The organism is Stutzerimonas stutzeri SDM-LAC, assembly GCF_000235745.1.
GTDB classification, from domain to species: Bacteria; Pseudomonadota; Gammaproteobacteria; order Pseudomonadales; family Pseudomonadaceae; genus Stutzerimonas; species Stutzerimonas stutzeri_H.
This window is the reverse complement of record NZ_AGSX01000079.1, coordinates 1-12845: the sequence shown is the minus strand read 5'-3', so window position 1 is coordinate 12845 and position 12845 is coordinate 1. Positions and strand designations below refer to the sequence as shown.

Below are 12845 nucleotides of genomic sequence, written 5' to 3'. Positions count from 1 at the left end.
TCACTATCATCGAAGAGCGCGGCTCGACGCCGCGCAATGCGGGCTCGAAGATGGTGGTCAGCCGCGAACACCTGTACGACACAATCGGCGGCGGCCACCTGGAATACAAGGCTCAGGCGATTGCCCGAGAGATGCTCGAAAACCGGGTGCGTGATACGCGGTTGGAACGCTTCTCCCTGGGCGCGAGCCTCGGCCAGTGCTGCGGTGGCGCCACCGTGCTGCTGTTCGAGCCCATGGGTCAGCCGCAGGCGCATATCGCGGTGTTCGGTGCCGGCCACGTCGGCCGCGCGCTGGTGCCGCTGCTCGCCAGCCTGCCGTGCAAGGTGCGCTGGATCGATTCGCGTGAAAGCGAGTTCCCGGCCCAGATCCCAGCGGGCGTGGAGAAAGTGGTCAACGACGAGGTTGTCGACGAAGTGGCCGAGATGCCGGCGGGCAGCTATTTCATCGTCATGACCCACAACCACCAACTCGACCTGGAACTGACCGCGGCCATCCTCGAACGTAACGATTTCACCTACTACGGGCTGATCGGCTCGAAGAGCAAGCGCGCCAAGTTCGAACACCGTCTGCGCGACCGTGGCTTCCAGCCCGACACCGTGCAACGCATGCGCTGCCCGATGGGGATCGCCGAGGTGAAGGGAAAACTGCCAGTCGAGATCGCGGTGTCCATCGCCGGTGAGGTGATCGCCACCTACAACGCCAACTTTGGTGAAAAAGCTCAGGACGGCGAAAAGCCGGTGCCGATGCTGGTGCCCGCCTCGCGGCGTGGGTGACGAGCCCGTGTGGGAGCGGTCTTGACCGCGAATGGCGCCGAATAACGTTACACCGAGCCAATCGCGGTCAAGACTAAACGCCCGGCTGGGCGCTCCCGGCTAGGCGCCCCCAACCGCCCCACATCTGCGCTTTAGAGAAACTACATGTCTAGCAACAATGCCTTACGCACTGCTCTGCTGCTTTGCCGTGTCGATGTCGACCTGACAGGCGAAAGCGCGTACGTCACGCGCAGGGCTTGAATTCAACTACAGAGGAGCGGGAATGGCGGCGGATGCGAAGCGTCGAGCAGCAAGCACGTTGCACCGCGCCGAATCGCAGCCAAGACGGCGCGTCCCGACCAGACGCCCCCAGCTAGGCGCCCCACCGCTTCCAAATCTGCGTTATAGAGAGAACTTATGTCCAGCACCAAAGCCTACCGTGCCGCCCTGCTCCACTGCCTTGCCGACCCGCGCGAAGCGGGCGCAGAACAATCCCATGAATACTTCGAAGACGGCCTGCTGGTGGTCGAAGAGGGCAAGATCGCCCGCATCGGCGCCGCATCCGATCTGCTGCCGACTTTGGCGGCCGGCACCGAGGTGGTCGAATACCCCGATGCCCTGATCACACCCGGTTTCGTCGACACCCACATTCACTACCCGCAGACCGGCATGATCGCCTCCTATGGAGAGCAGTTGCTCGACTGGCTGGAGACCTACACCTTCCCCACTGAGCGCGCCTTTGCCGACAAGGCCCACGCCGGCGAGGTCGCCGAAATATTCTTGACCGAGCTGCTGCGCAACGGCACGACCACCGCGCTGGTATTCGGCAGCGTGCACAAGGAGTCGGTGGACGCCTTCTTCGAGGCCTGCGAAAAGCGCAACCTGCGGATGATCGCCGGCAAGGTGCTGATGGACCGCAACGCCCCGGACTACCTGACCGACACCGCAGAAACCGGCTACGCCGACAGCAAGGAACTGATCGAGCGCTGGCACGGCAAGGGCCGCCTGCACTACGCCGTCACCCCGCGTTTCGCGCCAACCAGCACCCCCGAGCAGCTCACCCTGGCCGGCCAGCTGTTCAAGGAATTCCCGGACCTCTACATGCACACCCACCTGTCCGAGAACCGCAAGGAAATCGAATGGGTGCGTGCGCTGTTCCCCGAGCGCAAGGGCTATCTGGATGTCTACGACCACCACGGTTTGATCGGCGCACGCTCGGTGTTCGCCCATGGTGTGCACCTGTGCGACGAGGAATGCCAGCGCCTGGGTGAGACCGGCTCGGCGGTCGCGTTCTGCCCCACCTCCAACCTGTTCCTCGGCAGCGGGCTGTTCGATCTGGAGAAGGTCGAAGACTTCGGCGTCCGCGTCGGCCTCGGCACCGATGTCGGCGCGGGCACCAGCTTCTCGCAGCTGCAATCGCTGAACGAGGCGTACAAGGTAATGCAGCTGCAGGGCAAGAAGCTCGACCCCCTCAAGTCGCTGTATCTCGCCACCCTGGGCGGCGCCCGCGCGCTCTATCTGGACGATCGCATCGGCAACCTGCAGCCGGGCAAGGATGCCGACTTCGTCGTGCTCGACTACAAGGCCACGCCGCTGATCGACTACCGGATGCGCCAGGCCAGGACGCTGGTAGAAAAACTCTTCGCCCTGACCATCCTCGGCGACGACCGTGCGGTGAAGGAAACCTACGCGGCCGGCGTTTCGGTGCATCGAAAGGCATCGTGAACAGCGGTACCAGGACTTGCTGATTGATCGTCTCGCCAGCGACGCAAGCTCTGGGCGCGGCCGCGTGGATCGATGAAGCGTGATCCACCCTACGACTCGGAGCCGCAGCGGTGCGTAGGGTGGATGTCGCTTTTTACATCCACCATCGGGTCGCTCAGGGGCTCGACGGACGCGTGGATCGATAAAGCGTGATCCACCCTACGACTCGGAGGCACCGCCGCACGTAGGGTGGATGTCGCTTTTTACATCCACCATCGGGCCGCTCAGGGCTCTACGACGCGTGGATCGATAAAGCGCGATCCACCCTACGACTCGGAGGCACCGCCGCACGTAGGGTGGATGTCGCTCTTTACATCCACCGTTGGGTCGCTCAGAGGCTCGACGGACGCGTGGATCGATGAAGCGCGATCCACCCGGCTCGGAGTCACAGCCGTGCGTAGGGTGAATGTCGCTCTTTACATCCACCATTGGGTCGCTCAGGGCTCGACGAACGCGTGGATCGATAAGGCGTGATCCACCCTACGACTCGGAGGCACCGCCGCACGTAGGGTGGATGTCGCTTTTTACATCCACCATCGGGTCGCTCAGGGCTCGACGACGCGTGGATCGATAAAGCGCGATCCACCCTACGACTCGGAGGCACCGCCGCACGTAGGGTGGATGTCGCTTTTTACATCCACCATCGGGTCGCTCAGGGCTCGACGACGCGTGGATCGATAAGGCGTGATCCACCCTACGGCTTCAATGCTGCCATCAAGGTTTCGAGGTTGTGCTCGAACATGCCGAGGTAGGTGCTCGCCGGTCCCTCGCTGGCCAGTGCATCGGAGTACAGGGTGCCTCCGACGGTGGCGCCGGCTTCGTCGGCGATTTGCTCGATCAATCGCGGGTCACGGATGTTCTCGACGAACACCGCTCGCACACCTTCGCTGCGAAGTTGACGAATCAGCGCAGCCACCTCGGCCGCAGAAGGTTCGTCATGGGTCGACAGTCCCTGTGGCGCGATGAACTCCAGCTGCCAGGCCTGGCCCAGATAGCCGAACGCATCATGACTGGTCACAACCTTGCGTTGACTGGCGGGCAGGCTCGCTATCTGCGCATCGGCGCTCTTCAGCAAGGCATGCAGGCGGGCCAGGTAAGCATCGCGTCGCGCTTCATAGCCTTTGCGATGATCAGGATCGAGCTCGGCAAGCGCCTTGGTGATGTTGCGCACGTAGATCTCTGCATTGGCCACACTCTGCCACGCATGCGGGTCCGGTACTTGTTCGCCATCTTCCTCCAGCATCAACGGAACGACACCCGCACTTGCGTTGATGCGCTTGCCCTCAGGCTCGCTACTGGCTAGCAAACGTTCCAACCAGGGTTCGAAACCCAGGCCATTGGTGACAATCAGGTCGGCCCGCAGCAGCGCTTTGGCGTCGTCCGGGCTGGGCTCATAGACATGCGCATCGGCGTCCGCGCCGACCAGGTTAGTCAGTTCAATCCGATCTCCACCGACTTCCTGGACAAGGTCAGCGAGGATGCTGAAGCTGGTGACGACCTCAAGCTTCTGCGCAGCGTGCAGTGAAAGCGGCAGCCACAGTGTGAGCACAAATAACAGGTATCGCATGGAAAAACCTCAGACGGTGATGGGAAAAGCGCGCGAGCGCAGCAGGCCTTGAACAGGCCCAGCCACGACCGAAAACAGGTAGAACGCCCCGGCCAGCAGCACGATGCACGGGCCGCTGGGCAGGCTGGCGTAGAAAGACAGCAACAGACCCAGCCATACGCACACGGCTCCAAGCAGCGCGGCAAGCGGCAGCATGACCGGCAACCGTCTGCTCCAGAAGCGCGCCGCAGCGGCTGGCAGCATCATCAGCCCGACCACCATCAGCGCACCGATGGCCTGGAAACCGATCACCAGGTTGAGTACGACCAGCGTGAGGAAGGCCGCGTGTGCCAACGGCCCGAAGCGGCTGACGCTGCGCAGGAACAACGGATCCAGGCTGTCCAGCGCCAGCGCGCGGTAGGTCAACGCAAGTATCAGCAGGCTGAACACAGCCGTACCGAGCATGCCCGCCAATGTGGTCGCATCGACCGCCAGTGCCGAGCCAAACAACAGGTGCAGCAGATCGAGCTTGCGACCCGCCAGTCCGAGCAACAACACACCGCTGGCAAGCGAAATGGGATAGAGCGCGGCCAGACTAGCGTCTTCACGCAGACCAGTTCTCCGACTGACCCAGGCCGCCGCCCCCGCCATTCCGAGCCCAGCCACGAGGCCGCCGAAGGTCAGTGCCGGCAGGCTCAAACCGAACAGCCAGAACGCCAGCGCCGCACCGGGCAGGATGCCGTGGGCGATTGCGTCTCCAATCAAACTCATTCGCCGCAGGATCAGAAACACCCCCAGCGGCCCGGCACTGCAGGCCAACGCCACGCCACCGAACAAGGCGCGACGCATGAAGGCAAATTCAGCAAATGGCGACCAGAACAAATCGAGCATCACGCGACCTGCCCGAGCCGCTGCCGGTCAACCATAAACTGCTGAATGGGCGCGGCGATGCATCCACTGCGGGCGATCAACAAGCCCTCACAGCGCTTTTCCCCGAGGCTTGCCAGGTTGTGGCTGACGAGGACCAGCGTCCTGCCCTGCTGCTGCCAGCAATCAATGTGCCGCCAGAGCAAACGCAACCCCACCTCATCCAGCGCCGCCTCTGGCTCATCCAGCAGCAGGACCTGAGCATCAGTCAGGCTCAGACGCGCCAACAGGGCCCGCTGCAATTCTCCGCCGGACAGGGCGTGCAGGCCTTGAGTCTGCAAATCCAGCAGGCCCCAATCCGCCAACGCTTGCCTTAAGCGCTCCCGGCGCTCGGCGCGTCCGAAACGGCTACGCCAGAACCCGCCACTAACCAGCTCGGCCACGCGAATCGGAAATTGCCGGTCGACATGTTGCTGTTGCGGCAGGTAAGACACCCCACCCAGAAGTGGAACGCCAATATCGATCCGCCCCGCCAAGGGCCGATCCAAGCCGGCGATCACCTTGAGCAGACTGCTCTTTCCAGATCCATTGCTACCGATTACGGCCGTCAGGGTCCCTGCCCGCATCGTCAAATCCAGGGGTGGCGTAAGCGCTCGCCCGCCGGCGCCCCACTGCAAGCCATGGCATTGAATCATCATCACCTCAGATATTCCGAACATTCGCAACAGCCCTTTCGATTGAGCAGGCAGTTGCGCTTATGTGCTGGTTATAACATAACATTATGCGTATCAAGACCGACCTGCACAACAGGGAAAGTGATCCGATAACGATTGCTGCGCGGTGCCGCCTGCGCGAGGCATCACGGCACCGCGAAGCGGTGCCGTGCACTGAATGTACGGGCGGCAGGTAAACTGGGTAGCGGTAGACCGGTACGCGACGCGGCGCGAGGAGAAGCGCGACGGGTCGTCGACGCAACGAGGATGGCTGGAGGTTTAGCTAAGCGTTGCCCGCTGAAGATAGCGCCAGCGCAGATCCATTGAGGTAAGAGATGAAGCGGGAGCGCTGCCTTCAGGCAACTCAGGTCTCAGCGGCGCACCGAACAGACGCCGCCTGAAGCCGGATGGAAATTAGCGGGCGGTACGCGGTTTTTTCTTGGCCAGGGCCAGGTGCGAGAACACCGCATGCAGATCATCCGACGCGCTGTCTTCATCGAGGTTGAGCTTGCTGTCGATGTGATCCATGTGATGCATCATCAGGCGCACCGCCTTCTCGCTGTCACGTGCGGCGATGGCATCGATCAGCTCATTGTGTTCGTCGAACGAGCAATGCGAGCGATTGCCGCTTTCGTACTGCGCGATGATCAGCGAGGTCTGCGACACCAGGCTGCGCTGGAAACTCACCAACGGTGCGTTCTTCGCCGCTTCGGCCAGCTTCAGGTGAAACTCCCCCGAAAGGCGAATCCCCGCGCCGCGATCGCCGCGGGCGAAGCAATCCTGCTCGTCGGTCACCATTTGCCGCAGCTCGCTCAGCTGCTCAGCGCTGGCATGTTGCACGGCCAGCTCGGTAATCGCCCGCTCCACCATGCGCCTGGCAAAGAAAATCTGCCGCGCTTCATCGACGCTCGGGCTGGCAACTACCGCGCCGCGATTGGGCCGCAGCAACACCACGCCTTCATGAGCGAGCCGTGACAAAGCGCGCCGAATGATGGTGCGACTCACGCCGAAAATCTCGCCCAACGCTTCTTCGCTGAGCTTGGTGCCCGGCGCCAGCCGCTGCTCCAGGATTGCATCAAAGATATGGGCGTAAACGATGTCGTCCTGGGTCCCGGTACGGGCCTTGCCGCTTCGTGTCGGCTTTTTCAAAGGCTGCAGCTGTTCGTTCATAGTGACTCGCGTCGGAATTTTCGGCAGACCCGAACTTTACTGCCTTTCGTCATGCAGCTGGGAGGCACCAACAGCGAAACAAGTAAATAAATCGCATTTTATTGTGCACAATCAGTAAAGCCATAAATTTTTCCAGAGCCAATCCAGACGCCCTACCACGTTGCGTTTTCATCGCCACATACCGAACAGAAACAGCGCCAGCGCCATAGCTTCCAAAATGCCTGTTGCATTTCTTGTATACAAAAGCATAATCGCGTCAAGCCTTCCTGACCTTTCGGTCAAAAAAATCGAACAGGACGAGCCCTCACCATCACCTGCCCTCGAGAGCGCCGCTCTGGGTGATAGACAACAAGAACGATGAGGAACACCTTGTGGAAACCACCAAGCAGGAACAGGCGGCCCTCGGGCTGCAGCCGAAAAACCCCGGCTTGCTCGACCGATTCTTCAAACTCAGCGCCCACCGAACCAGCATCAAGACCGAGCTGCTTGCCGGCCTGACGACCTTCGTCACCATGGCTTACATCATCTTCGTCAACCCGAACATCATGGCCGATGCGGGTATCGACCACGGCGCCGCATTCGTCGCCACCTGCATCGGGGCGGCGTTGGGTTGCCTGCTGATGGGCCTCTACGCCAACTGGCCGGTAGGGCTCGCGCCGGGCATGGGCCTCAACGCATTCTTCACCTACACCGTGGTCGGAGAGATGGGCTACAGCTGGGAGATTGCGCTGGGTGCGGTATTCCTCTCCGGCATCCTGTTCATGATCATGAGCCTGTCCCGCCTGCGCGAATGGTTGCTCAACAGCATCCCCATGAGCCTGCGTTTCGCCATGGGCGCCGGTGTCGGGTTGTTTCTCGGGCTGATTGGCCTGAAGACTGCGGGTATCGTTGTAGACAGCCCGGCCACCCTGCTGACCATGGGTTCATTCGGTGAGCCTACCGCCCTGCTCGCCGCGGTGTGCTTCCTGATGATCGCCGTGCTCAGTCATCGCAACGTGTTCGGCGCGATTCTACTGAGCATGCTGGTGGTGACCGGAATCGGCTGGGCAATGGGTCTGGTCGAGTACAACGGTCTGGTGTCGATGCCGCCCAGCCTGGCGCCGACCTGGCTGGCCATGGATATCGCCGGCGCACTGAATGTCGCGATGGTCAGCGTGATCCTGGCGTTCCTCTTCGTGAACATGTTCGACACAGCCGGCACCCTGATGGGCGTCGCGCACCGTGCGCACCTGGTGGATGAGGACGGCAAGATCCAGAACCTCTCCCGTGCGCTGAAAGCCGACAGCACGTCCAGCGTCGTGGGTGCCTTTGTCGGCTGTCCGCCGGTGACCAGCTACGTTGAAAGTGCTTCCGGCGTTGCCGCCGGTGGTCGTACCGGCTTGACCGCAGTGACCGTCGGCGCGCTGTTCCTGATCGCGATGTTCTTCGCGCCGCTGGCCGGCATGATCCCTGCCTACGCCACTGCGGGCGCGCTGATCTACGTCGCCATGCTGATGATGAGCGGCCTGGCCCATATCGACTGGAAGGATCACACCGACACCATTCCGGCTATCGTCACTGTGGTGATGATGCCGCTGACCTTTTCCATCGCCAACGGCATCGCGCTGGGATTCCTGACCTATGCGACGCTCAAGCTGTTGACCGGGCAGCGCGACAAGGTCTCGATCAGCCTGTACGTGTTGTGTGTGATCTTCATCGCCAAGTTCGCCTTCCTATAAGGAGCGCGATGGTCAGGCCCCACCGCTTTTTGCGATGGGGCCTGATCTATTTTCCAACCTGGGCGATTTGCGCTATCCATAGCGCGGCGCCCGGCGAAACGCCATCGAAAACAGCTAAACGAAACACTGAAACGCAGCATTGCAGAGGAGCACTGAAATGAGTCTGGAAACCTGGTTGTTATTTGCGAGCGCGGCGCTTGTGGTCATCCTGGTCCCCGGTCCGCTGTCGCTGCTGATGATCAGCAACAGTCTCAATTATGGGCTGCGTCGCTCCTGGCCAGCGTTCGTCGGCGGGGTCAGCGCGTCGATCTGCCTGCTCAGCGCCTCCGCCCTCGGACTCGGCGCTCTTCTATTGGCGTCGGAGCAGGTGTTCAGCGTGCTGAAAATCATCGGCGCCTTTTACCTGTTCTACCTTGCCTGGCAGAGCTGGCAGGAATCACGCCGCCCCGCCAGCGGGCCTAGCGTAGCGACATCGGAAGTCAGCCCTCGCTTTCGCCAGCTGTTCTGGCGCGCGTTTGGCCTGGGCGCCAGCAATCCCAAGGACATTCTGTTTTTCGCCGCATTCCTGCCCCAGTTTCTGAGCGCAGATCGACCCTTTATGCCGCAGTTGCTGGTGATGATCCTCACCTGGGCGGTATTGGACCTGTGCTGCAAACTCGCCTACGGATTGGGCGCGCATGGTGCCGCGCGCTACCTGCGTACAGGTAAGGGACAGGTTTGGTTCAACCGCACCAGCGCGGCGCTGTTTGGCGGCGCGGGGGCGGCTTCTTTGGTGAGTCGCTGAAGTTGCATCGCTGGTTTCGTAGGACCGATTTTGGTCGCGAATGAGTGAAGTGCTGCGGCTTCGGCGGGTAGCGTTGGACGGGTTCCTTTCGCGGTCGAGACCGCTCCCACGGGTTAGGCGTGCCAGTAGTCATCCGCGGCGGCCCCACGGGCTATCTGCAGCCCGTGGCCATGCGCGGCGGCTCTCACGGGTTAAGTGCAGCCTTTAGCTTGTGCCAAGCCTCGATCATTACTGGCTCATCGTCATTGAGGACTAGCCGCCCCCGCTAATGAACTACTCACCTTGCCAAGTCCAAAAAAAACCCGCCATTAAAGGCGGGCCGAGAGACTCAGGGGAGTCAAAGTTTCACGCATGGGAGAAGTACGCCGCACCGACAACGGCACGGCAAGCGCCATCAGCTACCCCGATAGGTCGAGTAGCTGTACGGCGAAATCAACAACGGCACATGGTAGTGATCCTGCTCAGCACTGATGCCAAAGCGCAGCACCACCACGTCGAGAAAGGCAGGCTCGGGCAGCGTAACGCCGCGCCCGCGGTAATAGTCGCCGGCTGAGAACTGCAGCTGGTAGACGCCGGAACGATAGCTGTCGCCTTCCAGCAGAGGCGCATCGCAACGGCCATCATTGTTGGTCTGGCGCGTCGTGACCAGCTCAAGGCGCTCGCCTTCAACGCGATAGAGTTCGATGCGGATATTGCTGCCAGGGCAACCGTGCGCAGCATCCAGTACATGAGTAGTCAAACGTCCCATAGATTCCGGCATCGCGGATCATCCGACGATGCCCGCCTCCTCTTGTGTGAGTTGTGGAGCTGGGTCGAGCATAGCATCCGCGGCAGGAAACAAAAGACAGTTTCTATAAAATTTGTACACAATTTACAGTTTTATGCATGCCTCATTTTCTGTCCAATCAATTCGATGCACAGCAGCAGCACCAACCCACGGCACCGAAAAAGAGCAAGAGAGGCAGCTCAAGACGCGGCTCATAATAAAAAATCTTGTCGATTTTTGATTTACAAAGTGCAAAACGTTTTGTATACAATTAGGCCATGAAGGTCGCCCGGCACCTCGCAGCGACGACCCGCGGATCAGATAAGGAATAACAACAGTGAGCGCAGACTACCCTCGCGACCTCGTCGGCTATGCCAAGAACCCGCCCCACCCGCACTGGCCGGGTAATGCCCGCATCGCGCTGTCCTTCGTACTGAACTATGAAGAAGGCGGCGAACGCTGCGTACTGCATGGCGATAAGGAATCCGAAGCCTTCCTGTCTGAAATGGTTTCCGCCCAGCCTCTGCAGGGCGTGCGCCACATGAGCATGGAGTCGCTCTATGAATACGGTAGCCGTGCCGGGGTCTGGCGCCTGCTCAAGCTGTTCCGCCAGCACGACATCCCGCTCACGATCTTCGCCGTGGCCATGGCCGCGCAGCGCCACCCGGACGTGATCAAGGCGATGGTCGCCGATGGCCATGAAATCTGCAGCCACGGTTACCGTTGGATCGACTATCAGTACATGGACGAAGCGCAGGAGCGCGAGCACATGCTCGAGGCCATCCGCATCCTCACTGACATCACCGGTGAGCGTCCGCAGGGCTGGTACACCGGCCGCACCGGGCCGAATACCCGGCGACTGGTGCGAGAGGAAGGCGGCTTCCTCTACGACTCGGACACCTATGACGACGACCTGCCCTACTGGGACCCAGAGTCGACGCCCGACAAGCCGCACCTGGTGATCCCCTACACGCTGGACACCAACGACATGCGTTTCACCCAAGTGCAGGGCTTCAATACCGGTGACGACTTCTTCAATTACCTGAAGGACGCGTTCGACGTGCTCTATGCCGAAGGTTGCGAGGGCGCGCCTAAGATGCTGTCCATCGGCATGCACTGCCGCTTGCTGGGCCGTCCCGCACGTCTTGCCGCGCTGCAGCGCTTCATCGAGTACGCCAAGGGCCACGAGCAGGTGTGGTTCGCCCGCCGTGTCGACATAGCCCGCCACTGGCACTCGACTCACCCGCTTACTCAGGAACGCAGCCTATGACCCCATTCAAGACCATCAAGCCGTCCACCCTGGACCGCGACGCTTTTATCTCGACCTTCGCTGATGTCTACGAGCACTCGCCGTGGGTCGCCGACACTGTTTATCAGGCCGGGGTGGACGAGACGCTGGACTACGTCGAGGTGATGCACACCCGCATGTCGCAGGCGATGTTGTCAGCCCACCATGACACCCAGCTGGCACTGATCAACGCTCACCCGGACCTTGCCGGCAAGGCTGCCGTACGCGGCGAGCTGACCGCATCGAGCACCGCAGAGCAGGCCGGCGCCGGGATTCATGAATGCACGGCAGAAGAGTTTGCCCGCTTTACCGAGCTGAACGATGCCTACAAGGCCAAGTTCGGCTTCATCTTCATCATGGCCGTCAAGGGCAGTAACCGGCACCAGATCCTCGCCGCTTTCGAAGAGCGCATGCACAACTCGCAAGAGCAGGAATTCGCCCGCGCCCTGGCCGAAATCAACAAGATCGCCCTGTTCCGTCTGCAGGCGATGTAAGCACGCACCATCAGACGACACGAAGAGAAGAACAACGTATGAAGAGCTACGCCGTACCTTTCGAAAAATACGTCAACCTGGCCGACGCCCGCCTGGGCACAGAGGCCATTTCCGTCACTGACGACTGGTTCGCCGACGTCAACCGGCTATTCCAGCCGACGCCGGCCGTATGGAAGGAGGGCGTTTTCGATGACAACGGCAAGTGGATGGACGGCTGGGAGTCGCGCCGCAAGCGCTTCGAAGGCTACGACCACGCGGTCATTCGCCTCGGCGTGCCCGGCTCGATCAAGGGCGTCGACATCGACACCAGCTTCTTCACCGGTAACTTCCCGCCGTCCGCCTCACTGGAAGCCTGTTTTCTCGCCGAGGGCGACCCGGACGACAGCACCGAGTGGACCGAAATCCTTCCGGCCGTCGAGCTCAAAGGCAACAGCCACCACTATCACGAGATCGCGTTCGACAAGCCGGTCAGCCACCTGCGCTTCAACATCTACCCGGACGGCGGCGTAGCCCGTCTGCGCGTACACGGCATTCCGTACCGCGACTGGAGCACGGTCGGCGACAACGAGCAGCTCGACCTGGCCTCGGCACTCAATGGCGGCCGCGCGCTGGCCTGCTCCGACGAGCATTTCGGCCGCATGAGCAACATCCTCAACCCGGGCCGCGGCGTGAACATGGGCGACGGCTGGGAAACCGCCCGCCGCCGTACGCCCGGCAACGACTGGGTCATCGTCGCGCTGGGCACCCCTGGCGAAATCGAGCGCATCGTCGTCGACACCCTGCACTTCAAGGGCAACTACCCGGACAGCTGCAACATCCAGGCGGCGTACGTCAAAGGCGGCACCGACAGCCAGATCGAGACCCAGAGCCTGTTCTGGCGTGAGCTGCTGCCGAGCCAGAAGCTTGAGATGCACGCCGAGCACGAGTTCAGCGAGCAGATCGCCAAGCTTGGCCCGATCACCCACGTGCGCCTGAACATCTTC

12 protein-coding genes are annotated in these 12845 nt (G+C 61.4%); 7 read left to right on the top strand and 5 right to left on the bottom strand.

Translation table 11 applies throughout. The features are described 5' to 3' along the window. Both xdhC and guaD read left to right on the top strand, forming a co-directional pair. The coding region (gene xdhC / locus PSTU_RS0109375; protein ID WP_019340779.1) for a xanthine dehydrogenase accessory protein XdhC at positions 1-773 on the top strand (773 nt) is incomplete at its 5' end. 396 nt (positions 774-1169) lie between these two features. Then, positions 1170-2477: a guanine deaminase gene (guaD, locus tag PSTU_RS0109370; RefSeq protein WP_019340778.1), complete on the top strand. Its 1308-nt coding sequence runs from the start codon at positions 1170-1172 to the stop codon at positions 2475-2477. 733 nt (positions 2478-3210) lie between these two features. On the opposite strand, the gene PSTU_RS0109365 is transcribed toward guaD, so the two are convergent. The 4 genes from PSTU_RS0109365 to PSTU_RS0109350 form a co-directional block, all read right to left on the bottom strand. Further along, the gene (locus PSTU_RS0109365) at positions 3211-4083 is read right to left on the bottom strand and encodes a metal ABC transporter substrate-binding protein (RefSeq protein WP_019340777.1); all 873 of its coding nucleotides are present in this window, start codon (positions 4081-4083) and stop codon (positions 3211-3213) included. 9 nt (positions 4084-4092) lie between these two features. Next, positions 4093-4953: a metal ABC transporter permease gene (locus tag PSTU_RS0109360; protein ID WP_019340776.1), complete on the bottom strand. Its 861-nt coding sequence runs from the start codon at positions 4951-4953 to the stop codon at positions 4093-4095. Beyond that, the gene (locus tag PSTU_RS0109355; RefSeq protein ID WP_029404696.1) at positions 4953-5624 is read right to left on the bottom strand and encodes a metal ABC transporter ATP-binding protein; all 672 of its coding nucleotides are present in this window, start codon (positions 5622-5624) and stop codon (positions 4953-4955) included. The genes PSTU_RS0109360 and PSTU_RS0109355 overlap by 1 nt, the downstream gene beginning before the upstream one ends. 432 nt (positions 5625-6056) lie before the next feature. Next, positions 6057-6812 carry a GntR family transcriptional regulator gene (locus PSTU_RS0109350; RefSeq protein WP_019340774.1) on the bottom strand — a complete coding sequence of 252 codons (756 nt, stop codon included), beginning with the start codon at positions 6810-6812 and terminating at the stop codon, positions 6057-6059. Positions 6813-7183: 371 nt separating this feature from the next. On the opposite strand from PSTU_RS0109350, the gene PSTU_RS0109345 reads away from it, so the two are divergent. Both PSTU_RS0109345 and PSTU_RS0109340 read left to right on the top strand, forming a co-directional pair. Next, positions 7184-8530, top strand: coding sequence for an NCS2 family permease (locus PSTU_RS0109345; RefSeq protein ID WP_029404695.1), 1347 nt, complete (start codon positions 7184-7186; stop codon positions 8528-8530). Between the two features lie 157 nt (positions 8531-8687). After that, on the top strand, positions 8688-9314 hold the full coding sequence (locus PSTU_RS0109340; protein ID WP_019340772.1) for a LysE family translocator: 627 nt from the start codon (positions 8688-8690) through the stop codon (positions 9312-9314). A 394-nt stretch (positions 9315-9708) separates the two neighbouring features. Here the strand turns inward: PSTU_RS0109340 and uraH are convergent, their stop codons facing one another. Beyond that, positions 9709-10062 carry a hydroxyisourate hydrolase gene (gene uraH / locus PSTU_RS0109335; RefSeq protein WP_019340771.1) on the bottom strand — a complete coding sequence of 118 codons (354 nt, stop codon included), beginning with the start codon at positions 10060-10062 and terminating at the stop codon, positions 9709-9711. A gap of 355 nt (positions 10063-10417) precedes the next feature. On the opposite strand from uraH, the gene puuE reads away from it, so the two are divergent. From puuE to alc, 3 genes are all read left to right on the top strand, one after another. Then, positions 10418-11350: an allantoinase PuuE gene (gene puuE, locus PSTU_RS0109330; RefSeq protein WP_019340770.1), complete on the top strand. Its 933-nt coding sequence runs from the start codon at positions 10418-10420 to the stop codon at positions 11348-11350. After that, on the top strand, positions 11347-11862 hold the full coding sequence (uraD, locus tag PSTU_RS0109325; protein ID WP_019340769.1) for a 2-oxo-4-hydroxy-4-carboxy-5-ureidoimidazoline decarboxylase: 516 nt from the start codon (positions 11347-11349) through the stop codon (positions 11860-11862). Before puuE ends, uraD begins: the two co-directional genes overlap by 4 nt. Before the next feature lie 38 nt (positions 11863-11900). Next, positions 11901-12845: allantoicase (alc, locus tag PSTU_RS0109320; RefSeq protein WP_019340768.1), on the top strand; the 945-nt coding region annotated here is incomplete at its 3' end.

Coding starts and splice junctions, on each gene's coding strand:
- PSTU_RS0109360 (WP_019340776.1), bottom strand. CDS start 4,953: ATGCTCGATTTGTTCTGGTCGCCATTTGCTGAATTTGCCTTCATGCGT.
- PSTU_RS0109355 (WP_029404696.1), bottom strand. CDS start 5,624: ATGATTCAATGCCATGGCTTGCAGTGGGGCGCCGGCGGGCGAGCGCTT.
- PSTU_RS0109350 (WP_019340774.1), bottom strand. CDS start 6,812: ATGAACGAACAGCTGCAGCCTTTGAAAAAGCCGACACGAAGCGGCAAG.
- guaD (WP_019340778.1), top strand. CDS start 1,170: ATGTCCAGCACCAAAGCCTACCGTGCCGCCCTGCTCCACTGCCTTGCC.
- PSTU_RS0109365 (WP_019340777.1), bottom strand. CDS start 4,083: ATGCGATACCTGTTATTTGTGCTCACACTGTGGCTGCCGCTTTCACTG.
- uraD (WP_019340769.1), top strand. CDS start 11,347: ATGACCCCATTCAAGACCATCAAGCCGTCCACCCTGGACCGCGACGCT.
- uraH (WP_019340771.1), bottom strand. CDS start 10,062: ATGGGACGTTTGACTACTCATGTACTGGATGCTGCGCACGGTTGCCCT.
- PSTU_RS0109340 (WP_019340772.1), top strand. CDS start 8,688: ATGAGTCTGGAAACCTGGTTGTTATTTGCGAGCGCGGCGCTTGTGGTC.